Below are 24494 nucleotides of genomic sequence, written 5' to 3'. Positions count from 1 at the left end.
ATGCATGACCACGCCCAAGACCACGACCTGCCACCCGCAGCCACGATCCACCCGCTGATCGCGCGGCTTGAGGCGGAGTTCCACTATCCCCGGCTGGACTGCCAGGAGGAGGTGGCCGAGTTTCTGGCCCGCCCCGGGGTGCATTGCCTGTTCGTGCCGGGCGATCCGCGCCGCAACCTCGAAACCGCCGATGCGGCGGTGATCCTGCCCGAGCTGCGGCTGGCCTTCCAGAACGCCTTCGACTGCGCGGTGATCGACGATGCCATCGAGGCGGCGCTGCGCGAGCAATACCGCGCGCTGAAGACCCCGGGCCTGCTGTTCTTCCGCGGGCCCGAATTTCTGGGCGCGGTCGAGAAGGTGCGGGACTGGTCCGACTATCTTGCCCGCATCACGCATTTCCTGTCGCTCAAAGCCGCCTGAGGTCATCATGGTTTCGCCCTTCACGCTTCCGCCCACCGGCTTTGGCCCCGGCTCGCAGCCCGACCCGGATGGCGAGCTGCAATATCTGCCGATGCCCTCGGGGATGCGGACCTATTCGCCGCATATCCCCGACGCCGATGATATCGCCGCGCTGGCCGAGACGCTGGCGATGCTGGCAGAGATGGCCGCCGCCTGCGAGGTGGTGGCGCAGGGCGCGCCGGCGGTCAGCTTCGATCTGGGGGCGCTCTCTCCCGCGGCGCGCAAGGTGATGGCCGATGCGCTGGGGCAGGGCGAGGTCTCGATGAAGATCCGCGGCCTGCCGGCGGTGATGGTGCAGGAAAGCGTCTTCGCGGGCGTGTGGATGCTGCTAGCCGCCGGGATGGATGTGGTGGAGATTGCGCCGGTTCCCACGCTGTCGCTGACCCGCGCCCATCTGCCCCACAGCCCGGCCATCGGCGTGCTGGCCAAGCGCATTCCCGGTCTGGCGAACGCGCCGGCCCTGCTGGCCGAGCTGGTAGACAAGTCCCGCAGTCGCCGCGCCGGCGAGATCGCCCATGTCGTGAACCTGTCGCTGCTGCCGCATACGCCCGAGGATCTGGTCTGGCTGTCCGAGGCTTTGGGGGAGGGCGCGGTCACCATCCTGTCGCGCGGCTATGGCAATTGCCGGGTGACGTCTTGCGCGCAGGCGCATGTCTGGAAGGTGCAGTTCTTCAACTCGATGGACACGCTGATCCTTGACACCTACGAGGTCTGCGAGATGCCCGAGGTGGCGCTGGCCGCCGCCGAAGACCTTGCCGACAGCGCGATCCGCATCCGCGACGTGATCGAGGCGATCCGATGACCCCGGGGTTTGAAGGCAGCTTTCTGGGCGCGGCGGACAAGATCAGCCCGCTGGCGATCATGGAATGCAAGATCTGCTGGACGCCCTATGACCCGGCGGAGGGCGATGACACGCGGCAGGTGATGCCCGGCACCGCCTTTCTGGACCTGCCGGACGACTGGGCCTGCCCCGGCTGTTCGGCCCCGCGCGCGCAGTTTCTGGTGCGCGAGGATCCGGGCGCGCCCTCTGCCGCGGTGATGGCCGAGATGGAGGCGCGGACGAAGGCATTGGTCGCCGATTTCACCGAGGTGTTCCATTCGCGGATGCGCGACCTGCCGATGGTCAATCAGGCGCTGCATGTGCAGGCGGTGGGGTTCCAGCCCCATGAGGGCGGGTTTCTCGGCATCCTCGTCGCGCCGTGGTTCATGAACCTGGTGCTGCTGCCGGGGCCGCAGCGGGCGGCGCTGAAGGTCGGCACGAAGGAAACGGTCACCTTCCCGTCGGGCGAATACGAGTTCATGCATGCGGCGCGCGAGATGGTCGGGCCCTACATGGCCTGCGCCCTGTTCTCGCCCATGGGGGATTTCACCAGCCAGTTGCAGGCGGTGGAGGTGGCCCGCGCGGCGATGGGCGAGCTGTTCCGGGCCGAGAACCGCGCCGGGACCGACCGCGCCGCGGATATCCGGGCGCTGCGCGAGGCGGGGCTGGCGCCGGTGGCGGAGCCGGAGCCGGACCTGGCCCCCTCGCGCCGCAAGCTGATCACCGGGGGCCTTGGCGAATGACGCTTGGCGCAGCACAGATCATCGCGGGCAGCGGGGGGTGGCGTTTGGGCCGCCAGCCCGGCCCCGATCTGGCCGCGCTTGTGATCGGCCGCCCGGTGGAGGACGTGGCCGCACTGCTGCCACGGATGTTCAACCTGTGCCGCATGGCGCAGTCCACGGCGGCCTGCATGGCGCTTGGCCTGCCGGGGGAGGGCGATCCCGGAGCCGAGGTGATCCGCGACCACCTCGCCCGGATCTTCGTGACCCTGCGCCGGGCCTTCGGGATGGCTCCGCTGCGGCCCGATGTGGCCGGAGTCTTCGGCCCGGCGGGCCGCTTGCCGCGCGAACTGGCCGAACTGACCGGGTGGATTGCCGCCGATCTTCCCGCCGCCGACCTGGCGCGCGCCGTGGTCAAGACCTTCCCTGTCGGCATGGCGCTGTGCCGCCCCCTGCCTGCGCCGCAGGGCACCCAGACCGGCGCCTTCGAGAACTCCCCCGCCGGGCGGCAAACGGCGCATCCGCTGTTGCGGGCGGTGGAGGCGGATCAGGGCCGCGGCCCACTCTGGCGCTATCTGGGGATGCTCGCCGATCTTGAGGCCGCGCTGGCGGGCCAGCTCCCCGCCCCCCGCTGCCTGCCGGATGGCACTGCCGTGGTGCAGGCGGCGCGCGGGGCCTATGCGCTGCGGCTCGGCCAGTCGGCGGGGCGGGTGACGGACATGACCCGCGTCACGCCCACCGACCACCAGCTTGCCCCCGGCGGCGCGCTGGAACAGGCGCTGACGAGCCTTTCGCCGAACCGCCCTGATCTGGCCCTGCGGCTGGTGGCGCTGCATGATCCGTGCATCCCGGTCACGCTGCCAGAGGTCTGCCATGCATGAGATGAGCCTTGCCGAGGGCATCCGCAGCATCGTTGAAGATCAGGCCCGCGCCCATGGCTTTGCCCGCGTCACCGTGCTGCGGCTGGAGATCGGGCGCTTTGCCGGGGTCGAGAAACCGGCGCTGGAATTTGCCTTCGACGTGGTGATGCGCGGCAGCCCGGCCGAGGGCGCGCGGCTGGAAATGATCGACCTGCCCGGGCAGGCGCTTTGCTATGATTGCAGCAAGACCGTGGAGATTGCCCATCGGCTGGACCCCTGCCCGCTCTGCGGCGGCGGCAAGCTGATCCCGCAGGGGGGCGATGAGATGCGGATCAAGGATATGGAGGTGCTGTGATGTGCACGGTCTGCGGATGCGGCGATACGGTGACGGCGGATGGCAAGGTGATCAGCCATGACGAGGCGCACCGGCTTGGGCTGGCGCATTCCCATGCGCCCGTGTTCCAGCCCGCGGTGGTGCCCTTCCCGCATGTGCAGGCGGGGCACCACCATTATGGCACCGGCGCCGCGGGCGTCTCGGTTCCCGGCATGACGCAGCAGAGGCTGATCGAGGTGGAAACCTCGATCCTGGCCAAGAACGACGCGCTCGCCGCCTCCAACCGGCGGGTGCTGACAGCGCTTGGGGTGCTGGCGCTGAACCTTGTGTCCTCGCCCGGGTCGGGCAAGACGACGCTGCTGTGCCGCACCATCGAGGCGCTCGGCGATGTGCCGCTGGCGGTGATCGAGGGCGACCAGCAGACCAGCGCCGATGCCGACCGCATCCGCGCCACCGGGGCGCGGGCGATCCAGATCAACACCGGCAAGGGCTGCCATCTGGATGCGGCGATGGTGGGGCATGCGGTGGACGCGTTGCGCCCGCAGCCGGGGTCTTACCTCTTCATCGAGAATGTCGGCAATCTGGTCTGCCCGGCCGGCTTCGACCTTGGCGAAGATGCAAAGGTGGCGATCCTGTCGGTGACGGAGGGCGAGGACAAGCCGCTGAAATACCCGGACATGTTCACCGCCGCGCGGCTGGCGCTCCTCAACAAGATCGACCTTGCCCCGCATTGCGACGTGGACCTGGACCTTTACGAGGCGAACCTGCGCCGGGTGAACCCGGATATCGAGATCCTGCGGCTGTCGGCCCGCACCGGCGAGGGGATGGCCGCCTGGCTGGACTGGCTGCGCGCAAGGCTGGCGGAGAAGGCCGCATGACCAGCCCCCAGCCCACCATCCTTCTGGTCGATGACGAGCCGCATTCGCTGTCGGCGATGCGCATGGCGCTGGAGGATGAGTTCGACTGCCTCACCGCCGCCGATGCCGGGGCGGCGCTGGCGAAGATGGAAGAGGAATGGGTGCAGGTGGTGATCTGCGACCAGCGGATGCCGGGGCGCACGGGGGTGGAGTTCCTGACCGAGCTGCGCGACCGCTGGCCCGATGTGGTGCGCATCATCATCACCGGCTATACCGACCCCGCGGCGATGGCGCAGGCGATCAACGATGCCGGCATCCACCAGTTCATCACCAAGCCCTGGCACCCCGACCAGCTGCTGATGTCGGCGCGCAATGGCGCCAAGCTGTTCCAGCTGGCGCGCGAGAATGAACGCATGTCGCTGGAAATGCGGTTCCTGGCCACCACCAGCCAGAGCAAGCTGGAAAAGCGCCGCGTCGCCTTGCGTGAGGGGATGGGGTTCGAAAGCCTGCTGCGCAGCCCGCAAAGCCCGATGAACGCGCTGATCGACACCGCCCGGCACTTTGCCAGCTTCGACGTGCCGGTGCTGCTTCTGGGCGAGGCGGGCACCGGGCGGGCACGGCTGGCGCGGGCGATGCATTATGGCTCCTTGCGGTCGGACAAGCCGTTCCATGCGCTGAACCTGGCGGGCCTGCCCGAGGATCTGGCGCTGGTAGAGCTGTTCGGGGCCAAGCGCGGCATCCTGCCGGGGGGCGTGAACAAGATCGGGCTGGTGCAGAAGGCCGACCGCGGCACGCTGTTCGTGGAGGGGGTGGAGCATGCCTCGCCAGCGCTGCAACTGGCGCTGTGGCGGCTGGTCGAGGAGGGCAGCTTCAGCCCGCTTGGCGGGCAAGAGGTGCTGACCACCAACCTGCGGCTGATCGCCGGGGCGGGTGCCGACCTGCCCGCGCGGGTGGCGGATGGCCGCTTCCGGCTCGACCTGTATTACGCGCTGGCGGTGACGGAGCTGGCGCTGCCACCCCTGCGCGCCCGGCGTGGCGACATTGCCCTGCTGGCGCAGCATTTCCTGTCGGACCTTGCCGCCGCGCATGGCAAGGCCGCCCATGGCTTTGCCCCGGCGGCTCTGGAGTTTCTGGAGGGCTATGACTGGCCCGGCAACCTCCGCGAGCTGTTCAACGAGGTGACGCGGATGCTGATCTTCGCCCAGTCCCCGGTGCTGGGGGCAGAGCTGATCAGCCGCCCGATCCTGCAGGCAATGCCGTCCGAGAATGGCGCCGACCGGGTGGCGCAGTCGGTACTGGTGGCGGATGGCACGCTGAAGGACCGGGTGGAGCTGATCGAGATGCGGATCCTGCGCGAGACGCTGACCCGCCACCGCTGGAACAAGAGCCGCGCCGCGGTGGAGCTTGGCCTTAGCCGCGTGGGCCTTCGCGCCAAGCTGGACCGCTATGGCATCATGGACCCTTCGGGGCATCTGCAGGATGAGGAGGATTAGGCCATGTGTCTGGGCATTCCCGGCAAGATCATCGCCATCACCGACGCGGCCCGCCTGATGGCGATGGCCGATGTCTCGGGCGTGCGGCGCGAGGTGAACGTGGCCTGCGTCGCGGGCAATGATCTGGAGGCGCTGGTGGGCACATGGGCGCTGATCCATGTCGGCTTCGCCATGAGCCTGATCGACGAGGACGAGGCCGCGCGAACGCTCGAGGCGCTGCGCGATCTGGGCGAGGCGCAGGAGGCGCTGGACCAGATGGCCGCGGCGGATGAGGCGCTGGCATGAGCGCGCCGTCCCTCAAGTTCGCCTCCGAGTTCCGCGACCCGGCGGCGGCAAAGGTGCTGCTGGCGGCGATTGCCCGCAAGGCGGACGAGATCGGCGCGACGCGCGCGGTGCCCGTCCACATCATGGAGATCTGCGGCGGCCATACTCATTCGATCTTTCGCTACGGCCTCGACAAGCTGATCCATGACGGGGTGGAATTCATCCATGGCCCCGGCTGCCCGGTCTGCGTGCTGCCGATGGCGCGGGTCGATGAATGCGTCGAGATTGCCGAGAAGCCGGGGGTGATCTTCACCACCTTCGGCGATGCGATGCGGGTGCCGGGGCATCGCAAGTCGCTGATCCAGGCCAAATCCGCCGGCGCCGACATCCGCATGGTCTATTCCCCGCTCGACGCGCTGGAGCTTGCCCGCCGCAACCCGGGGCGCGAGGTGGTGTTCTTCGGGCTGGGGTTCGAGACGACGACGCCCTCCACCGCACTGTCGATCCAGCAGGCCGCGCGCGAGGGGCTGAGCAACTTCAGCGTGTTCTGCAACCACATCACTGTGCCCGAGCCGATCAAGGCGCTGCTGGACGATCCCGACATGATGCTCGACGGGTTCATCGGCCCCGGCCATGTGTCGATGGTGATCGGCATCCACCCCTACGACTTCATCGCCGCCGACTATGGCAAGCCCATCGTCGTGGCGGGGTTCGAGCCGACGGACCTGCTGCAATCGGTGCTGATGGTGCTGACCCAGATCGCCGAGGGCCGCGCGGCGGTAGAGAACCAGTATGGCCGCGTGGTGCCCGAGCATGGCAACCCGGTCAGCCTGGCCGCCATCGCCGATGTCTATGAGCGCCGTCCCTCGTTCGAATGGCGGGGGCTGGGAGAGATCGACGCCAGCGGGTTGCGCATCCGCGAGGGGTATGCCGCCTTCGACGCCGAGGAAAAGTTCGGCATCGGCTATGCCACTGGCCGCCGCAATGTGCCCGAGATGGAGGGCTGCGCCTGCGGGTCCGTCATGATCGGCAAGCTGAAGCCCACCCAGTGCCCGCAATTCGGCAAGGGCTGCTCGCCCGAGATGCCGCTGGGGGCGCTGATGGTGTCTTCGGAAGGGGCCTGCGCGGCCTATTGGCAATATGCCGGCGCAAGGGAGGCGGCGGAGTAGATGGCCCTGCGCGATACCCATGTGACGATGGCCCATGGCGGCGGCGGGCGGGCGATGCGCGACCTGATCGACGAGGTCTTCACCTCGGCCTTCCAGCCCCCGGGCACCGAGGATCAGGCGCGGCTGATGGACGCCGCCCTGCAACAGCCCGGCGCGCGGCTGGCCTTCACCACCGACAGTTTCGTGGTGACGCCACTGGAATTTCCGGGCGGCGACATCGGCAAGCTGGCGGTCTGCGGCACGGTCAACGATCTGGCCGTGGGCGGGGCGCGGCCCCTGTGGCTGTCGGCCGCCTTTATCATCGAGGAGGGCTGCGAGATTGCGCTGCTGCGCCGGATCGTCGGCTCGATGGCGGCAGAGGCGGCGCTGGCGGGGGTGCGGATCGTCACCGGCGACACCAAGGTGGTGGACCGCGGCAAGGGCGACGGGGTGTTCATCACCACGGCGGGGGTGGGGGTGATCCCGCCGGGGGTGGAGATCGGCGCGCGGCACATCCGGCCCGGCGACGTGGTGATCGTCAACGGCGTGCTGGGGGACCACGGCGCCACCATTCTTGCGGCGCGGGGGGATCTGGCGCTGTCGGTCGATCTGCTGTCGGACTGCGCCGGGCTTGGCCATCTGATGCAGGCGGTGCTGGCCACCGCGCCGGGCCTGCGCGCTGCCCGCGACTGCACCCGCGGCGGGCTGGCAAGCGCGCTGAACGAGATGGCAGCCGAGGCGGGGGTTACGGTGGAACTGGATGAGACCTTGCTGCCCCTGCGCCCCGAGGTGGCGGGGGTGTGCGAGCTTCTAGGGCTCGATCCGCTCTATCTGGCGAATGAAGGAAGGCTGGTGCTGTTTTGCCCGGCCGATCAAGCCGAGGCGGCGCTGGCCGCCATGAGCGCCCTGCCCGAGGGTACAGGGGCCTGCATCATCGGTCAGGCCAAGGCAGGGCCGCCGGGCCGGGTGACGTTGCGCACGGCCTTTGGTGGGGCGCGGCTTGTGGACATGCTGGTCGGGGAGCAACTGCCCCGGATCTGCTGAGAGGCAGGGCCGGTGCGCCCTGCAGACGACGCCGGGCGCAGGTTGCACGGCAAGAGCCTCCCTCTCGGGAGGCTCTTGTGTTTGTGCATCCGTCGCGCGGGCTACAGTCATTCGGATGACATGAAACCATTCGGAAACCTTCATCAGGGCGACGGATCAGCGTCATTCGGATGAATTACCGATTCCGCGACACGTTCCCTTAGAAAAGGATGCTGCGATGCGGATTTCTAAATTGGCGCAAGCGGCCAGGCTGCTGCGGGGCGCGGTTGTCGCCTCGCTGATCGGTCTGCCCGCCCTGGCGGAAGATCGGCCAGACCTGACCGTGGCGGTCAACACGCTTCCCAACAGCCTGGAGTCGGTCGAGGAGCAGGGCAACGTCGCTGTCCGGATCACCTACACGCTGTTCGACAGCCTGATCCGCCGGGACTTCCTTGCCGACGGAACCGGGACCTCGGCGGTCCTGGTGCCCGGCCTCGCCGAAAGCTGGACCCGCGTCGACGACCGGACGATGGACTTCAAGCTGCGTGAAGGCGTCAAGTTCCACAACGGCGACGAGCTGACCACCGATGACGTTGCCTTCTCGCTGGTGCCCGGCCGCGGGACTGGCTTCAACCCGATCTTCGGCGAAGCCAAGACCTACATGAACACGATCAGCCATGTGATCCCGCTGGATCGCTACAACATCCGCATCGTGTCCAAGGAACCCGATATCCTGATGGAGCAGCGGATCGCCGGCTACTCTTTCTGGATCGTGAACGCGCGCGAATACCTGACCGTCGGCTATGAGGCGTTCCGCCGCAAACCGGTCGGCACCGGCCCCTACAAGGTGGAAGAGTGGGTGGACGGCGAGTATCTGAAGCTGGTCGCGCATGACGATTACTTCGGCGGCAAGCCCACTGCGGCCTCGATCACCTACCGCGTCGTGCCGGAAGTTTCAGCCCGGATCGCGGGGCTGGTGTCGGGCGAATACGACATCGCCGTCAACATTCCGCCGGATCAGGTCGCCACGATCCGCAGCTATGACGACCTGAAGGTGGAACGCATCGTGCTGGACAACAGCCATGTCCTGCGGCTGCTGCCCTATGGCCCGCTGGCGGACAAGCGCGTTCGTCAGGCAATCAGCCTTGGCATCGACCGCAAGCTGCTGCGTGATGCGCTTTGGGAGGGTGCCAACTACACCCCGAACGGCCACCAACTGCCCTCGTACCAGATGTGGGTCGAAGAGTTTCCGGAGTTTGAATACAACCCGGAAAAGGCCAAGGCCCTGCTGGCCGAAGCTGGCTATAACGGCGAAGAGATCGTCTATCGCCTTGGCCTGAACTACTACCTTCTCAGCCTCGAAGCGGCGCAGGCCATGCAGCAGATGTGGCAAGAGATAGGCCTCAACGTCAAACTTGAGCCGCGCGAGAACAACAGCCAGGCCTCCGAGGCTGGCGTGCATATCCTGCCCTGGTCGAACACCCACCGCTTCCCGGACCCGCTGGGATCGTTCGTCCCGCAATGGGGCAAGGACTCGGGCGTGCAGAACAACAAGGAGTTCCCCGAGCGGACGTGGAACGCCCCGGCCCGGTTCAACGAGCTGCAGGACGTGCTGATCACCTCGATGGACTGGGAAGAACGCCGCGCCGCCTATGCCGAAGCGCTGGCGATCTGGAATGACGAGGCGGTGGGGACGGTCCTCTACAACCCGCTGGAAACCTACGCCTTGCGCAAGGGCGTGAACTGGAAGCCCTACGGCCTCTATTACATGGACTTCCGTCCCTACAACCTGACCTTCGGCGACGGATCGAACTGAGACGAAACACCAGGCGGGCGGCATCCGGGCGATGCCGCCCGCCCTGCTTTCGGCCCCGCCTTACTCGCGGAAAGGAACTCCCATGCCGGTTCTCGAACTTGACCAGTTGCGCGTCAGCATATCTCGGCCTGATGGAACAGAGGTTCTGCCGGTCCGTGAAGTCTCGCTGAGCGTGGATGCGGGCCAGACACTTGCGCTTGTGGGCGAATCCGGATGCGGCAAGTCGATGACTTGCCTTGCGGTTGCGGGCCTCTTGCCGCAGCGGGCCCGGATCGCCGCGGGAACGCTGAAGCTGGACGGAACCGACATGGCCAGCCTGACTGCCGCCGCGGCGTTCCAGCAGCGCCGCCGCACCGTGGCCAGCGTGTTCCAGGACGCGACCGGCAGCCTCAACCCCGTTCGCAGCATCGGCTGGCAGATCGCCGAGGCAGTGCGCCTGCGCCGGGGCGCCACGCAGGCCGAGGCCTGGGCCGAGGCGATCCGGCTACTTGGCCGCGTCGGCATCGCCAAGCCCGAAGACCGGGCCCGCGATTACCCGCACCGGTTTTCGGGCGGCATGAACCAGCGGGCGATGATCGCGCTGGCGATTGCGGGCTCGCCGCGGCTGCTGATCGCGGATGAGGCGACCACCGCGCTGGACGTGACCATCCAGGCGCAGATCCTTGATCTGCTGGCCGATCTTCAGGCCGAGATGGGCATGGCCGTGCTGCTGGTGACGCATGATCTGGGCGTCGTGGCCCGTGTCGCAGACCAGGTCGCCGTGATGTATGCGGGGCGGGTGGTCGAGAGGGCGCCGGTGCGCCGCCTGTTCGCCGAACCGCGGCATCCCTACACGCAGGGCCTGCTGGGCGCGCGCCCGCGGATCGACCGCGATATCGCCGCGCTGGTCACCATCGACGGCGCCGTGCCGCCGCTGGATGCGATGCCCGCGGGCTGTGCCTTTGCTCCGCGTTGCGTCTCGGCCGACATCACCTGCGACCGGCAAGATCCCAGCGCAGCCCGCGACGGGGCGGGGCGCTTCGTCGCCTGCCACAGGCCGGGCGCCGCGAGGGTTGCAGCATGAGCGGGCCTCTTCTCTCGGCGACAGACGTGTCGCGCAGCTTCCTTGCCGGCCAGCCCGGCTGGTTCCGCCGCGCCGCACGGTTCCGCGCGGTGGATGGCGTGTCGCTGCAGGTGGACCGCGGCGAGACCGTGGGCATCGTGGGCGAAAGTGGTTGCGGCAAATCCACCCTGTCGCGTCTGCTGCTGGGGCTGAGCCCGACCGAGACCGGAACGGTGCAGTTCGACGGCACTGATCTTGCGGGGCTCAGCACGCCCGAATGGCGCGCGCTTCGGGCGCGGATGCAATGCGTGTTCCAGAATACCGGCGCCTCGCTCGATCCCCGTCTGACGATCCGCAGCCAGGTGCGCGAACCGCTGGAAATTCACCGGCGCCCCGATGCCGCGGCGCGCACGCAGGCGGTGCTGGAGATGGTGCGCCTTGGTCCGCATCTGTGGGATCGCTACCCGCATGAGCTGTCGGGCGGTCAGGTGCAGCGGGTGATCCTTGCCCGCGCACTGGCGCTGGGGCCGGAGCTTCTGGTGCTGGACGAGCCCGTCTCGGCGCTGGATGTGTCGGTCCAGGCGCAGATCGTCAATCTTCTAAAGGATTTGCAGCGGGATCTGCAGCTGGCTTATGTGTTTGTCAGCCATGATCTGGGCGTGGTGCGGCATGTGGCCGACCGTGTCTATGTGATGTACCTGGGCCAGGTAGTGGAACATGCGCCCAAGGCCGCGCTGTTTTCCGCGCCGCGCCATCCCTATACGGCGGCGCTGCTGGCGGCCATCCCCGCGCAGGACCCCGAAGCACCGCGCACACGCAGCGTTCTGACCGGCGATCCGCCAAGCCCGCATTCACCCCCAACCGGCTGCCGGTTCCATCCGCGCTGTCCGCACAAGATCGCGCGTTGCGCGGTCGAAATGCCGGCCCTGCGGGATCTGGGCGCGCAGCAGGTCGCCTGTCACCGCGCCGAAGAGCTGGCGCCCCCTGCCCCGCTGCTGCCCCAGCCCTCCACCCCCACACGGGAGTATGCCTGATGCGCTTTGTCGCTGTGAAACTGCTGCGCTCTGCCGTGACCATGTGGCTTGTCATCACCTTCGTGTTCGTGGTGCTGCGCATCTCGGGCGATCCGACCGACATCCTTCTGCCCGACGATGTGGCGCAGGAGGTGCGCGAGTTCTACCGGGTCAAATGGGGTTTGGACCAATCGCTCTGGCAGCAATACCTGGCCTATTGGAAGGCGCTGTCGACGGGCGATTTCGGGGTCTCGTTGCGGGCGGGACTGCCTGCCTGGGACATGGTGATGGAACGCGCGCCAAAGACGCTCCTTCTGGGGCTCTGCGGCCTTGCGATGGCGCTGTTCATCGGGATCCCCCTGGGGGTGATCGCGGCGCAGTATCAGGGCAGCGCGCTTGATCGCGGAGTGATGAGCTTTGCGGTCTTCGGCTTCTCGATGCCCAACTTCTTTCTGGGGATCATCCTGATCCTGGTATTTTCGTTGCATCTGCGCTGGTTGCCCTCGTCAGGCTCCGGCACGCTGGCCCACTTGGTGATGCCGGCCTTCACGCTTGGCACCGCCTTCGCGGCGCAGATCGCGCGCTTCACCCGGTCGGCGATGATCGACGTGTCCAGCCGTGCCTATATGCGCACCGCCCGGTCCAAGGGCGCGGGGCCGCTGCGGCGGGTGGTGTCCCATGCCTTTCCCAACGCAGTGGTGCCGATCGTCACCATCATCGGGCTGAAGGTCGGCGAGCTGATCGGCGGCGCGGTCGTGGTGGAGACCGTCTTTGCCTGGCCGGGGCTGGGGCGGCTGGTGACCATCGCCGTCGCCAACCGTGATCTGGCGCTGGTGCAGGCGATCCTGATCCTGATCGCCGCAACGATGATCCTGACCAACCTGATTGTCGATCTGATGTATGGCTGGCTCGACCCGCGGGTGCGCGATGCGCGCAACGCGGCCGGGCACCGCCGGGAGGCCCGCGCATGACCGTCTTTTCCGCCAAGCCGCAGGTACGGCCCGGCCCCCGCAGACAACGGCTGCCACTGTCCGTGGCGCTGGCGGCCGGTTTTGCGGTGCTGATCTTGTTCATCACAGTCTTTGCGCAGGTGCTGCAGCCCTATGCGTTCGAGGAAATCAGCCTGCTGGACCGGATGAAGCCGCCCTTCCCGCTGGAGGGCTATTCGCCCGATCACTGGCTGGGCACCGACCGGCTGGGCCGGGATCTGCTGTCGCGGCTTCTTGTCGCCACGCAAACCTCCATCGCGCTGGCGCTGCTGGGGACCATCATCGGGGCGATCCTGGGCACCGGCCTCGGGTTCCTCGCCGCGCATTATGGCGGCTGGGTCGATGAGGTGATCAGCGCAGCGGTCGATTTCGGCGCGGCCATGCCGTATTTCATCATCGCGCTGGCGGTGCTGGCCTTCCTTGGCAACTCCATGATCGTGTTCCTGCTGCTGATGGGGATCTACGGGTGGGAGCGTTATGCCCGCATCACCCGCGGCCTTGTCCTGTCGGCGCGGCAAGAGGGGTATGCCCAGGCCGTCCATGCGCTTGGCGGCAGCCCGGCGCGGATCTATGCGCGCCATGTGCTGCCCAACATCATGGGCCCGCTGATCGTGCAGGTCACGATCAACTTCCCCGAAACCATCCTGTTTGAAACCTCGCTGTCCTTCATCGGCCTCGGCATCCGCCCGCCGCTGACCTCGCTTGGCCAACTGCTCGGCGACGGGCGCGATTACCTGATCAACGCCTGGTGGCTGGCCGTGATCCCCGGTGTCGTCATCTTCCTGACCACGCTGTCGATTTCCATTCTGGGCGACCATCTGCGGGCCCGGCTCGACCCCTCACTGCAAGGATAAGACATGACGGACGAACCTATCATCGAAGGTGTCGGGCTGAACCTGACGGATATGATCCCCGGCCGGATCGACCTGCTGCCGGACATCCTGGCCCGCTATCGCGGCGTCGGGTGCAGCCATGTGGAACTGACGGCGCGGCGGCTGGATTTCGTCTTGGGCGGCCGGCTGAACGTGGCGCGGGCCGAAGCGGTGGGCGGTATGGTGGCCGATGCCGGGTTGATCCCTGTGCTTCATGCCAATCACGCCATCAACCTGATGGATCCAGCCGATGCCGATCTGCATGAGGCAGCGGCGGCAGCCTCCATCGCGGCCTGCGTGCGGCTGGGGGCGCACTCGATGGTGCTGCATTCGGGGGTGCTGCCCGCCGATCTGCACGCGGCCGAGGGCCCTGCCCGCCGCGCGGCCGAGCGTGACCGCCTACGCCGCCTCGGTGATCTGGCAGGGCAGGCCGGCGTCCGGCTGGCGGTGGAAAACCTGATCGGCAAGCCGGGCGCTGCCCATGTCGCCTATGGCGCCGATCCGGTGGCGCTGGCCGAGCAACTGGCTGAGGTGGCGCATCCTTGGGTCGGGGCCTGTCTGGATTTCGGCCATGCCTGGCTGTCGGCGCATGCCCTCGGCTTCGACTACCTGGCGGCGCTTGAAGCGCTGTCGCCCTATGTCTGGCACCTGCATCTGCATGACAATTTCGGCCGTGCCGGACACAGCCCCGACCCGGGCGACGAGGTCGCGCTCGGCATTGGCGACATGCACGCGCCGATGTTCACGGGGTCGATCCCCTGGGCAGAGCTGCTGCCCCGGATGCGGTTCCGTCCGCGCACCTTTGGCGGGATCGAGCTGAACGGGCGCTACCGGACCGAGGCGGCCACGGTTGTGGCCACCGCCCATGCCATCGCCGCCCATCTCAACCAAGGCGCCATCCTGGAAAACCCCTACAAGGACGCATTTCAATGACCATCATCGCAACAGGTTTCAACACTGGTGACGTGGCCGGTTCGATCAGCACCTTCGCTGCACGGCTGGCTCATCTGGCAGAGATTGGCTGCACCGGAGCCGAGATCAGCGCAACGGGCCTTGATGCCGTGGTGGCCTGCCGCATGATCCCGGCGCAGGTTGCCGCCGTGCGGGCCGCGATGGCGCAGCATGATCTGGCCTATTCGATGCACGCCCCGATCGCCATCAACCTGATGGACGAGGCGCACCGCGAGCTGCACCGCCGCGCCGCGCTGGTATCGATGGAGCTGGCGGCCGAAATCGGCGCGCGGGTCGTCGTGCTGCACCCGGGCCGCTGCACCCCGCTGGACTGGACCAACCGCCGCGCCGCGCTGCTGGTCTTCGAACGCGAGCTGCTGGCGGAGGTGGCGGACCGGGCCCAAGCTCTGGGCGTGCGCATCGCCTATGAGAACATCTCGCCCAATCCCCGAGTGATCGACGGGCTGGAAACCTCGTATTCTCTGGACCCCGCCCAGCTTGCCGATCAGCTCGACGCGCTGGCCCATCCCGCCGTCATGGCCTGCCTCGACATCAGCCACGCCCAGCAGGGCGCCGGGCTCTGGGGTTTCGACATGCTGGCGGCCTGTCTGCGGCTGGCGCCGCATATCGGCCATATCCATTATTCCGACAGCACCGGCTGGCCCGCCACCATCGCCAGCCGCCATATGGGCGAGGCGCATTTCATCGGCCTTGGTGACATGCACGCCCCGCCCGGCTTCGGCCTCGTGGACTTCGCGGCGCTGGCGCAAAATCTGACGGTGCTGCCCGACACGCGTATCGTGATCGAGATCAAGGCCAACTTCAAAGCCCATAGCGAGGCCATGACCCTGGCCGCCGCACAGGCCTTTGCCGCAACGCTGAACGCCCGCCAGTCGGGGACTGCAGCGCCGCAACCCGCCGAGGCCTTCGCATGACAAGCGTAGACCGTGTGGTGGTGGTGGTCTTTGACGGGCTGCGCCCCGACATGATCGCAGGTCGGATGCCCGCGCTGGAGGCGTTCGGGCAGGCGGCCACCGTGTTCACCGGCGCGCGCTCGGTGTTTCCCTCGGTCACGCGGGTGGCCACGAGCTCCCTCGGCTCGGGCCAGTGGCCGCGCGGGCATGGCATCGTCGGCAATGCGATGCACCAGCCTCAGGTGCTGCAGGGACGCGCGCTGGATACCTCGGCATTCGGTGACCTGATCCTAGCCCGCGCGGCCTGGGGGCGGGTCATCGGCCCCCAGACCCTGGGCGAGGCGCTGGCCGCCGCGGGGCGGCGGATGGCGGTGATCCACTCGGGCTCGGCGGGGTCGGCCTTCCTCTGCAACCCCGAGGTTGCGGCGAATGGCGGGCACTGGACCTTCTCGATCCACGGGCAGGAAGCGACGCAGACCCCGGATGCGGTGCGGGCGGCCGAGGAGCGCCACGGCCCGCTGCCCAAGAGCGGCACCCCGAAGCACGATCAGCTTGCCTATGCGGCCGATCTGGCACTGGCCGGCGCCCTTGGCGAGGATGGCCCCGATGTGGTGCTGATCTGGCTCTGCGAGCCTGACAGCACCTATCACAGCCACGGGCTGGGGGCCGCGGAAACCACCGCCGTCATGGCCTCGGCCGATGCAAGCTTTGCGCGTATCCTCGAGGCGGCAACGCAGGCGCCGCGCGGGCAGCGCACCGCGGTGATGGCGGTTTCCGATCATGGCCAGATCACCACCACCGGCCATTTCGAGATCGAGACACTGCTGCGCGCGGACGGCTTCGATGCCCGCGTCCGGCCCGAGGCGGATACGGCCATCGCCCTGACCCTGGGCAGCAGCGGCGAGATCCGGTGTCTGCGCGACGAGGCCGGGCTGGTCCCCGATCTGGCCGCATGGATGATGGCGCGGCCAGAAATCGGCATGGTCTTCGCGCGCGATGATCTGCTGCCTTTGGCGCCCGGCGCGCTGCCGCTTTCGGCGGTGAACCTTGATCATGCGCGCGCGCCCTCGCTGTTCTATGTCATGCACTCGGAGGATGGGCCGGACCATTTTGGGCTGCCGGGGCGCGGGCTGAAAACCGGGGGCGTCGCCGTGGGCGGCGGGATGCATGGCGGGCTGAACCGGCACGAGATGTCGACGGTGCTGCAGCTGCTCCTGCCCGGCGAACCCGCAGGCGCCCGCGATGACCGGCCCTGCGCCTTGCCCGACATCGCGCCGACGATCCTCGATCTGCTTGGCCTGCCCGCCGATGCGATGGCCGGGCACCCGCTGCGGCCCGCAGACAAACCGGCCCCGGCAGAGGTCGAGCGCCTGACGGCAGGTAGCGGCGATTTCCATCAGGTTCTGGAACGGCGCCGGGGCGCGGGGGGATGGGTGCTGGATCATGGCGGACGAGCCTGAACCGGGGCGCGGGCAACCGTCCCTCTCACGAGGCGCAGACAACGGGCCGGCCGCGACGCCGGCCCATCAACGGCGCATGATCGATGGCGGGCTGATCTTCGTGACCGCCCTTCTGTGCCTCAGCGGCGTCGGCGTGTGGATCACCCGCGGGCCAGAGCGATTTTTCGATCTGCTCTGGTCCGATCTGGGATTCGCCCTGATCCTGTTGCCCAAGATCTTTGGCGGCATCCTGCTGGCCACGGCCCTGGGTCTGTCCCTGCCGCGCGCGCGGGTGCTGGCGCTGATCGGGCCGGACAGCGGCTGGCGCGGGCTGATGATCGCGGCCGTCGCGGGGGCGGTGATGCCCGGCGGGCCGCATGTGATCTACCCGCTGACCGTAGCATTGATGGCTGCGGGTGCCGATATGGCGGCCGGGGTGACGATCGTCTCGGCGTGGATCCTTCTGTCGTTGAACCGGACGCTGGTCTGGGAGCTGTCCTTCATTCCGGTGGAGTTCGTGGCGATGAGGTTCCTTCTGACCCTGCCGGTGCCGGTGATGCTGGGCCTCGTGGTGCGGGCGCTTGCTGCACGGGCGGCAACACGTTGAATGTGGTAATCGGCACCGTGATGATCTGGGCGGCGGCGCTCTGGACCCTGCGCCACCTGCAGCGGATCGCGCCGGACCGGCTCCCCCAGGTGCATTCCGAGGCGCGGCATCTGTTCCTCATGATGCTGCCGCGCACCATCATCGGTTTGACCGGGGCAGGGTTCATGGCGGAACTGCTGCCGCAAGACGATATGCGCGCCCTGTTCGGGCCGGGATCGGGGCTGACGGGGGTAATTCTGGCCTCTGGGCTTGGGGCGCTTGTACCGGGCGGGCCGGTGGTGGCCTTTGCAGTCGGGGCCGCCGCGCTCAAGGCAGGTGCGGGGGTTGCAGCGCTGCTGGCCTTTGTCACCGGGTGGAGCATCTTCAGCATGACCCGGACACTGACACATGAAGCGGCCATGATGGGCTGGTCGTTTCTGGGCCAGCGGCTGCTGGTCTCCTGGCCTGCCCCGCTGATTATCGGGGGCATCGGTCTGGGGTTGGCAAAGCTGCTCGGCCTGGAGTGAGCTGCTGCTTCGTTGAAGCTTGTGGCAGAAATTGGACTGGCGCCAGCGGCCCGGGGGCGGACGTGATTGGTCGCGCGTCACCTCGCAGCATGGTGAGGGTCGGGCCGGAAGCCTGACCAGCCATGACTGCGCTGGAGACGGGTTGGCACAGCGCAGCCTTGGGCAGAGCCTGTGTCACACCGCCCTGCTGTGCTATGGTTTCGGAAGCTGGCCCCCTGCACCGCCGGGCCACCGACCTCCTGCGCCGAGCATTGACCCGAAGGGAGCTGCAATGCCCAAGACCCTGATCCTGCTGCTGGACGGAACGTCGAACACCATCTCGGACCAGCGGACCAACATCCTGCGGCTCTATGGCTGCCTGAAGAAGTCGGACACGCAGCTGGTTTACTATGACCCCGGCGTGGGCAGCATCGGGGCGCAGGACAGGTGGTCGAAACTGGCGCAGGAGGCCTCGGAACTCTGGGGCATGGCCACCGGCATGGGGATCGATGACAACGTCAAGGAGGCCTACCGCTTCATCATCGAGAACTACGACGACGGCAAGGCCACGGGGACCGAGCGCGACCGCATCTGCATCTTCGGCTTCTCGCGCGGCGCCTACACCGCGCGGATGCTGGCCGGGTTCATCCATGCCATCGGCCTGCTGGAACGGCGCAACCTGAACCTCCTGGACCACGCCTGGCGCGCCTACAAGCGCATCGGCGAGGCGGAGCAGGCGCATGACTTCGCCGAGGTGCGGCTTTACGAGCGGATCCTCGACCCGGGCCGCCCGCCGATCCACCTTCTGGGGCTGTTCGACACCGTCTCCTCGGTGATCGAACCGGGGCGCGGGCTGCTGCCGCAGCTGCGCCACCACGCCTTCACCTCGCGCAACCCCTCGGTCGCGCATCTGCGCCATGCCGTCGCGCTGGACGAGCGGCGGCGGATGTTCGAGCCCGTGCTCTGGCCCGAGGGCGGCGAGCATTTGCCGCAGCGCTTCCAGCCCGGCGGCGCCGTGCCGCAGGACGCGCGCGAGGTGTGGTTCACCGGCACCCATGGTGATGTCGGCGGCGGCTGGCCCGAGGCGGTCTCGGGCCTCGCCAAGATCCCGCTGCTGTGGATGATCGAGGAGACGAAAGTGCTTGGCCTCGACTACATCACCCAGACGGTGAACCGGCTGGTGAAGGGCGCGCATGAGGGCCAGCCCTATGTCGCGCCGGATGCCTTCGCCCCCATCAACGACTCGATGACGCGGGGGTGGAAGCTGCTCGAATACCTGCCGCTTCCGGCCAAGGGCGAGGGGCTGAAACGGACCCGCGCCCGCCTGCGCCGCCTGCCAGCTGGTGCGCGCGTCCACGCTTCGGTGATCGCCCGCGCTGAGGCGACGGGACAGCTGCCCGCGAACCTGCCCTGCGATCACCGCGTGGAGGGGGAGCCGCCCGACTGGGTCGCTGAGTGAGGCAAGGCCAAACGGCGGTATCGCTGCCACAAACGGCCGCCCGCGCAGTTCAGCCGAACGGCGTTTCCGGCAAGCGGGCGGGCTGGCAGAACCAGCGGGGGCCGGTTTCGGTCATGTAGGCGATATCCTCCAGCCGCACCCCGCATTCGCCATAGACGCAGAGCATCGGTTCGATGGAAAAGCACATGCCGGGCTGCAGCGGCATCTGGTTGCCACCGACGATCCACGGCTCTTCATGCAGGTCGAGGCCAAGGCCGTGGCCGGTGCGGTGCGGCAGGCCGGGCACGGCATAGCCGGGGCCGAAACCGTCAGCCACCAGCGAAGCGCGGGCCGCAGCATCGACGTCGGCACAAGGTACACCGGGACGCGCCGCCGCGAAGGCCGCTTGTTGAGCGCGGTATTCGCAGTCCCACAGGTGCCGCTTCCGGTCGCTGACCGGGCCGAAGACATAGCTGCGGGTGATATCGGACTTGTAGCCATGCAGGCTGCCGCCGAGGTCGATCAGCACCATATCGCCCGAGGCCAGTTGCTGCGCGTGCGGCACGCCATGCGGATAGGCCGTCGCCTCGCCGAATTGTACGGCGTTGAAGACGGGGGTGAGGCCGCTCGCCAGATGCGCGGCGTCAATGAAATCGGCCACCTCGCGCGTGCCGATGCCGGGGCGCAGGCCGGCATGGACCGCCTTCTGCACCGCGTAGCTCGCATCCATCGCCGCTTGCAGGATCGCCAGCTCGGCGGGCGACTTGATCCGCCGCTGCGCCGCGATCAGATCACCGGCTGAGGTGACTTGCAGCCCCGGCGCCGCCATCAGCCGGCTGGCAAAGCCGAACCCCATGCCGGGATCGAGCCCGATCCAGCCCAAAAGCCCTGCCGCGACCGGCGCGAAGGGATCCTCATCCTCGTCCCAAACCGCGATCTCGGCGGGCAGGTGGATCAGCGTTTCCAGCTTGGGCCGCTCGAAATTCGGGGTGACGTAGAGCAGCGATCCATCGGCACGCACCAGCGCGCCGTGCAGCCGTTCGGAGCCGTGCAGTTCCAGCCCAGTGTAATAGGTCAGCGAGGTGGTGGCATCGAGCCAGACCGCCGCCAGCCCCGCACCGCGCATTGCGGCGACTAGCCCGGCGATGCGGGCGGCAAGTTCTGCTACGGGGATCGCCGGCACGTCCACAGGGGCAAACCCGGCAAGCGCCTTATTGTAGTCGGTCATCGGAAATCGGCTCCGTCACAGGGACAAGGCCGCCCCGAAAAGGGACAGCCCCAAGGATCAGACCGGGTGCGCCAGACGGGCGGCCTTGCGGCGGGCGACGCGGGCGCGGATCGCCTCGACGTCGGTCACCGGAGTCGCGGCGAACAGCGACTGGGTATAGGGGTGCTGCGGATTGGCGAACAGCGCCTCGCGGCTGCCCTGCTCCACCGCCACGCCCTTCGAGATCACCATCACTTCATCGGCAATATAGCGCACCACCGACAGGTCATGGCTGACGAAGACATAGGTCAGCTCGAACTCTTCCTGCAGATCGCTCAGCAGGTTGAGCACCTGCGCCTGCACCGAAAGGTCCAGCGCCGAGACCGGCTCGTCCAGCACCAGCAGCGCCGGGTTCAGCATCAGCGCCCGGGCGATAGCGATGCGCTGGCGTTGCCCGCCCGAGAACATGTGCGGATAGCGGTTGAAGTGCTCGGGCTGCAGGTTGACCTTCTTCAGCATCGCCTCGGCCCGGTCGCGCCGCTCGCTGGCCGGATAGTCGGTGTTGATGAGAAGGGGCTCCATCAGCACATCGCCGACCTTCTGGCGCGGGTTCAGGCTGCCATAGGGGTTCTGAAACACCATCTGCACCTTGGAGCGCAGCGCGGGCTTGGGGCGGCGGCGACTGATGTCGGCCAGCTCGCCGTCGATCCTCAGTTCGCCCTCACTCGGCGCGTCGATCAGCGCGATGATGCGGGCGAGCGTCGACTTGCCCGAGCCGCTTTCGCCGACGATGGCCAGCGTCTTGCCCTTCTCGACGGCGAAGTCGATGCCGTTCAGCGCGCGCACCTGCGAGCCGCGCGAGAACAGGCTGCCCGGCACGTTATAGTCCTGCACGATGGCGCGGCCCTCGACAACGGGAACGGTCTTGGTCATAGCGCGCCCTCCTGCAAGAAGAACTCTGACACGGTGGGCAGACGGTCCCCGGTCGCATGTTCCGGAAGGGCCGACAGCAGTGCGCGGGTGTAGGGGCTTTGCGGGTTTTCAAACAGCGTCAGCACATCGGCCTCTTCCATCTTCTTGCCCTTGTACTGCACCACCACCCGGTCGGCGGTTTCGGCCACGACGCCCATGTCATGGGTGATCAGGATCAGGGCCATGCCGTAATCTTCCTGCAGCTTCATCAGCAGGTCGAGGATCTGCTTCTGGATGGTCACGTCCAGCGCCGTTGTCGGCTCGTCGGCGATCAGCAGGCGCGGGTTGCTGGCGATGGCCATGGCGATCATCACCCGCTGACATTGCCCGCCCGACATCTGGTGCGGATAGGCGTTGATCTTCACCTCAGGTTCCGGGATGCCGACCGACCGGAACAGCTCCAGCGCCTTGGCCCGTGCGTCGCGGTTCGAAAGGCCGAGGTTCAGGCGCAGCACTTCCTCGATCTGGAAGCCCACCGTGAAGGCGGGGTTCAGCGAGGCGACGGGCTCCTGGAAGATCATCGTGATCTCGCGCCCGATCAGGCGGCGGCGTTCGGGGCCAGACATGTTGGAAATGTCGCGCCCGTCATAGGTCATCTCGTCTGCAGTGATGGTGGCGGTGTCGGGCAGCAGCCCCATCACCGCCAGCATCGACACCGACTTGCCAGAGCCGCTCTCGCCGACGATGGCCAGCACCTCGCCCCGGTCGACATGCACATCGATCCCGTCGACGGCGGTGAAGCTGCCGGCGGCGGTGGCGAATTTGACGCTGAGGTTGCGGATGTTCAGAAGGGCCATGATCTCAGCTCCGCTTCAGCTTGGGATCGAGGGCATCGCGCAGCCCGTCGCCCATCATGTTGATCGCCAGCACCGACATCAGGATGGCGAGGCCGGGGAAGGTGACGACCCACCAGGCGCGCAGGATGAATTCGCGCGCCTCGGCTAGCATGGTGCCCCATTCCGGCGCGGGCGGCTGCGCACCCATGCCAAGGAAGCCAAGCGCGGCAGAATCGAGCACGGCAGAGGAGAAGGACAGCGTCGCCTGCACGATCAGCGGGGCCAGGCAGTTGGGCAGGATAGTCTTGAACATCAGCCGGAAATTGCCTGCCCCGGCCACGCGGGCCGCGGTGACGTATTCGCGCTTGAGTTCCGACATGACGGCGGCGCGGGTCAGGCGCGCGAAATGCGGCTGATAGACGATGGCGATGGCGATCATCGCATTGGTCAGCCCCGGCCCCAGCACGGCGACCAGCACCAGCGCCAGCAGCAGCGAGGGGAAGGCGAGGATCACGTCCATCACCCGCATGATGACGCTGTCGACCCAGCCGCCGAAGAACCCGGCGACAAGGCCGATGGCGATCCCGCCGACGAGGGCGATGGAGACGACCACGATGCCGATGAACAGCGAATACTGCGCCCCGAAGATCAGGCGCGAGAGCATGTCGCGGCCGACGGCATCGGTGCCCAGAAGGTAGGCCGTGCTGCCGCCCTCTTGCCAGAAAGGCGGAACCAGCAGCGCGCCGCGGTTCTGCGAGGTCGGGTCATAGGGGGCCAGCACCGGCGCGAAGATTGCGGTCAGCACCAGCAGCACGAAGACGACAAGCCCGATGACGGCGCCGCGGTTCTGGCGGAAGTAGAACCAGAACTCGGACAGCATCCGGCGGCGGATGGCGGCATCCGACATCCTGACCGGCGCGGGGGAGGTATGGGTATCGGTCATTTGTTGCGGATCCTCGGATTGATGAGGCCATAGGTCAGGTCGACCAGCAGGTTCACGATCATCACCAGTGCGGCCACCAGCAGCAGGCCCGACTGGACCACGGGATAATCGCGGCGCGCGATGGAATCGATCATCCATTTGCCGATGCCGGGCCAGGAGAAGATCGTCTCTGTCAGGATCGCGCCGGCCATCAGCACGCCGACCTGCAAGCCGATGGTGGTGATGACCGGGATCATGGCGTTGCGCAACGCATGGACGCCGATCACCCGGCGCGTCGGCATCCCCTTGGCGCGGGCGGTGCGCACATAATCCTCGCCCATCACCTCGAGCATCGCCGACCGTGTCTGCCGTGCGATCACCGCCAGCGGGATCGTCGCCAGCACGACCGAAGGCAGGATCAGGTGGCGGACGGCCGAGGTGAAGGCGCCGCTTTGCCCCGACAGCAAACTGTCGATCAGCATGAAGCCGGTCACGTCGGGGAAGTAATACATCAGGCTGATCCGGCCCGAGACCGGGGTCCAGCCGAGGATGCCCGAGAAGAAGATGATCAGCAGCAGGCCCCACCAGAAGATCGGCATGGAAAAGCCGACCAGCGCCGTGGTCATCGAGACCTGATCGAACCAGCTGCCACGCTTGATGGCGGCGAGCACGCCGACCGGCACGCCGATCAGCGTGGCCAGCAGGATCGCGCAGAGGCCCAGTTCAACCGTTGCCGGGAAGAGGGCCAGAAACTCGCCCATCACCGGCTTTTTCGTCACCAGCGAGTGCCCAAGGTCACCTTGCAACAGGCGCCAGAGGAAATCGAAATATTGCAGCAGCACCGACTTGTCATAGCCCAGCTGCGCCGAAAGCTCGGCATGCCGCTCGGGCGTGACGCCGCGCTCGCCCGCCATCAACAGCACCGGATCACCGGGCAGGATGCGCACGAAGCTGAAGGCGATGATGGTGATGCCAAGGAAGGTCGGCACCAGATACAGCAGCTTGGACAGGATGAGACGGACCATGCGCGCTTGCCCCTTGTAGCAAACGCGCGGGGGCCAAGCCCCCGCGCGT

Annotated in this window: 26 protein-coding genes; 21 read left to right on the top strand and 5 right to left on the bottom strand. The window is 67.6% G+C overall.

Annotated features, from left to right (window positions below; all coding sequences use genetic code 11):
* The 21 genes from Q8S30_RS18970 (at position 1) to Q8S30_RS18870 (ending at position 19564) form a co-directional block, all read left to right on the top strand.
* On the top strand, positions 1–420 hold the full coding sequence (locus Q8S30_RS18970; protein WP_305667586.1) for a hydrogenase accessory protein: 420 nt from the start codon (positions 1–3) through the stop codon (positions 418–420).
* Between the two features lie 7 nt (positions 421–427).
* Entirely contained in the window at positions 428–1261 is an 834-nt protein-coding gene (locus Q8S30_RS18965; protein ID WP_305667585.1) for a hydrogenase expression/formation protein, read from the top strand.
* A complete protein-coding gene (gene hybE / locus Q8S30_RS18960) occupies positions 1258–2022 on the top strand; it encodes a [NiFe]-hydrogenase assembly chaperone HybE (RefSeq protein WP_305667584.1) in 765 nt (254 codons plus the stop codon). The genes Q8S30_RS18965 and hybE overlap by 4 nt, the downstream gene beginning before the upstream one ends.
* Positions 2019–2879: a hypothetical protein gene (locus Q8S30_RS18955; protein WP_305667583.1), complete on the top strand. Its 861-nt coding sequence runs from the start codon at positions 2019–2021 to the stop codon at positions 2877–2879. The genes hybE and Q8S30_RS18955 overlap by 4 nt, the downstream gene beginning before the upstream one ends.
* Complete coding sequence (hypA, locus tag Q8S30_RS18950; RefSeq protein WP_305667582.1) at positions 2872–3213, top strand: hydrogenase maturation nickel metallochaperone HypA; 342 nt, start codon at positions 2872–2874, stop codon at positions 3211–3213. The genes Q8S30_RS18955 and hypA overlap by 8 nt, the downstream gene beginning before the upstream one ends.
* Positions 3213–4070: a hydrogenase nickel incorporation protein HypB gene (gene hypB, locus Q8S30_RS18945; RefSeq protein ID WP_305667581.1), complete on the top strand. Its 858-nt coding sequence runs from the start codon at positions 3213–3215 to the stop codon at positions 4068–4070. The genes hypA and hypB overlap by 1 nt, the downstream gene beginning before the upstream one ends.
* Positions 4067–5542 (top strand): sigma-54 dependent transcriptional regulator, encoded by a 1476-nt coding sequence (locus Q8S30_RS18940; protein ID WP_305667580.1) that lies wholly within the window; start codon positions 4067–4069, stop codon positions 5540–5542. Before hypB ends, Q8S30_RS18940 begins: the two co-directional genes overlap by 4 nt.
* A gap of 3 nt (positions 5543–5545) precedes the next feature.
* A complete protein-coding gene (locus Q8S30_RS18935; RefSeq protein WP_305667579.1) occupies positions 5546–5827 on the top strand; it encodes a HypC/HybG/HupF family hydrogenase formation chaperone in 282 nt (93 codons plus the stop codon).
* Positions 5824–6975, top strand: coding sequence for a hydrogenase formation protein HypD (gene hypD, locus Q8S30_RS18930; protein WP_305667578.1), 1152 nt, complete (start codon positions 5824–5826; stop codon positions 6973–6975). Before Q8S30_RS18935 ends, hypD begins: the two co-directional genes overlap by 4 nt.
* Positions 6976–7998, top strand: a complete 1023-nt coding sequence (gene hypE / locus Q8S30_RS18925) for a hydrogenase expression/formation protein HypE (RefSeq protein WP_305667577.1) — start codon at positions 6976–6978, stop codon at positions 7996–7998.
* Positions 7999–8215: 217 nt separating this feature from the next.
* Positions 8216–9793 carry an ABC transporter substrate-binding protein gene (locus tag Q8S30_RS18920; RefSeq protein WP_305667576.1) on the top strand — a complete coding sequence of 526 codons (1578 nt, stop codon included), beginning with the start codon at positions 8216–8218 and terminating at the stop codon, positions 9791–9793.
* A gap of 82 nt (positions 9794–9875) precedes the next feature.
* Positions 9876–10856 carry an ABC transporter ATP-binding protein gene (locus tag Q8S30_RS18915; RefSeq protein WP_305667575.1) on the top strand — a complete coding sequence of 327 codons (981 nt, stop codon included), beginning with the start codon at positions 9876–9878 and terminating at the stop codon, positions 10854–10856.
* The gene (locus Q8S30_RS18910) at positions 10853–11869 is read left to right on the top strand and encodes an ABC transporter ATP-binding protein (RefSeq protein ID WP_305667574.1); all 1017 of its coding nucleotides are present in this window, start codon (positions 10853–10855) and stop codon (positions 11867–11869) included. Before Q8S30_RS18915 ends, Q8S30_RS18910 begins: the two co-directional genes overlap by 4 nt.
* Positions 11869–12819 (top strand): ABC transporter permease, encoded by a 951-nt coding sequence (locus Q8S30_RS18905; protein WP_305667573.1) that lies wholly within the window; start codon positions 11869–11871, stop codon positions 12817–12819. Before Q8S30_RS18910 ends, Q8S30_RS18905 begins: the two co-directional genes overlap by 1 nt.
* Positions 12816–13691, top strand: a complete 876-nt coding sequence (locus Q8S30_RS18900; RefSeq protein WP_305667572.1) for an ABC transporter permease — start codon at positions 12816–12818, stop codon at positions 13689–13691. The genes Q8S30_RS18905 and Q8S30_RS18900 overlap by 4 nt, the downstream gene beginning before the upstream one ends.
* A 3-nt stretch (positions 13692–13694) precedes the next feature.
* The gene (locus Q8S30_RS18895; RefSeq protein ID WP_305667571.1) at positions 13695–14642 is read left to right on the top strand and encodes a sugar phosphate isomerase/epimerase; all 948 of its coding nucleotides are present in this window, start codon (positions 13695–13697) and stop codon (positions 14640–14642) included.
* The gene (locus Q8S30_RS18890) at positions 14639–15595 is read left to right on the top strand and encodes a sugar phosphate isomerase/epimerase (protein ID WP_305667570.1); all 957 of its coding nucleotides are present in this window, start codon (positions 14639–14641) and stop codon (positions 15593–15595) included. The genes Q8S30_RS18895 and Q8S30_RS18890 overlap by 4 nt, the downstream gene beginning before the upstream one ends.
* Positions 15592–17034, top strand: coding sequence for an alkaline phosphatase family protein (locus Q8S30_RS18885; RefSeq protein ID WP_305667569.1), 1443 nt, complete (start codon positions 15592–15594; stop codon positions 17032–17034). The genes Q8S30_RS18890 and Q8S30_RS18885 overlap by 4 nt, the downstream gene beginning before the upstream one ends.
* 76 nt (positions 17035–17110) lie before the next feature.
* Positions 17111–17620 (top strand): hypothetical protein, encoded by a 510-nt coding sequence (locus tag Q8S30_RS18880; RefSeq protein ID WP_305667568.1) that lies wholly within the window; start codon positions 17111–17113, stop codon positions 17618–17620.
* Entirely contained in the window at positions 17617–18126 is a 510-nt protein-coding gene (locus Q8S30_RS18875) for a hypothetical protein (protein ID WP_305667567.1), read from the top strand. Before Q8S30_RS18880 ends, Q8S30_RS18875 begins: the two co-directional genes overlap by 4 nt.
* 271 nt (positions 18127–18397) lie before the next feature.
* A complete protein-coding gene (locus tag Q8S30_RS18870) occupies positions 18398–19564 on the top strand; it encodes a DUF2235 domain-containing protein (protein ID WP_305667566.1) in 1167 nt (388 codons plus the stop codon).
* 49 nt (positions 19565–19613) lie between these two features.
* On the opposite strand, the gene Q8S30_RS18865 is transcribed toward Q8S30_RS18870, so the two are convergent.
* From Q8S30_RS18865 to Q8S30_RS18845, 5 genes are read right to left on the bottom strand one after another with little or no spacing between them, the layout of a single operon-like run.
* Complete coding sequence (locus tag Q8S30_RS18865; RefSeq protein ID WP_305667565.1) at positions 19614–20771, bottom strand: Xaa-Pro peptidase family protein; 1158 nt, start codon at positions 20769–20771, stop codon at positions 19614–19616.
* Between the two features lie 57 nt (positions 20772–20828).
* Entirely contained in the window at positions 20829–21683 is an 855-nt protein-coding gene (locus tag Q8S30_RS18860) for an ATP-binding cassette domain-containing protein (RefSeq protein WP_305667564.1), read from the bottom strand.
* The gene (locus Q8S30_RS18855; protein WP_305667563.1) at positions 21680–22519 is read right to left on the bottom strand and encodes an ABC transporter ATP-binding protein; all 840 of its coding nucleotides are present in this window, start codon (positions 22517–22519) and stop codon (positions 21680–21682) included. Before Q8S30_RS18855 ends, Q8S30_RS18860 begins: the two co-directional genes overlap by 4 nt.
* Before the next feature lie 4 nt (positions 22520–22523).
* Complete coding sequence (locus tag Q8S30_RS18850; RefSeq protein WP_371135560.1) at positions 22524–23405, bottom strand: ABC transporter permease subunit; 882 nt, start codon at positions 23403–23405, stop codon at positions 22524–22526.
* 32 nt (positions 23406–23437) lie between these two features.
* Positions 23438–24445: an ABC transporter permease subunit gene (locus tag Q8S30_RS18845; protein ID WP_305667561.1), complete on the bottom strand. Its 1008-nt coding sequence runs from the start codon at positions 24443–24445 to the stop codon at positions 23438–23440.
* Positions 24446–24494: the final 49 nt, after the last annotated feature.

Source organism: Frigidibacter sp., assembly GCF_030695035.1.
Classification (GTDB): domain Bacteria; phylum Pseudomonadota; class Alphaproteobacteria; order Rhodobacterales; family Rhodobacteraceae; genus Frigidibacter.
Note: the sequence above shows the minus strand (reverse complement) of the source record. Positions and strands in the feature narration are given on the sequence as shown.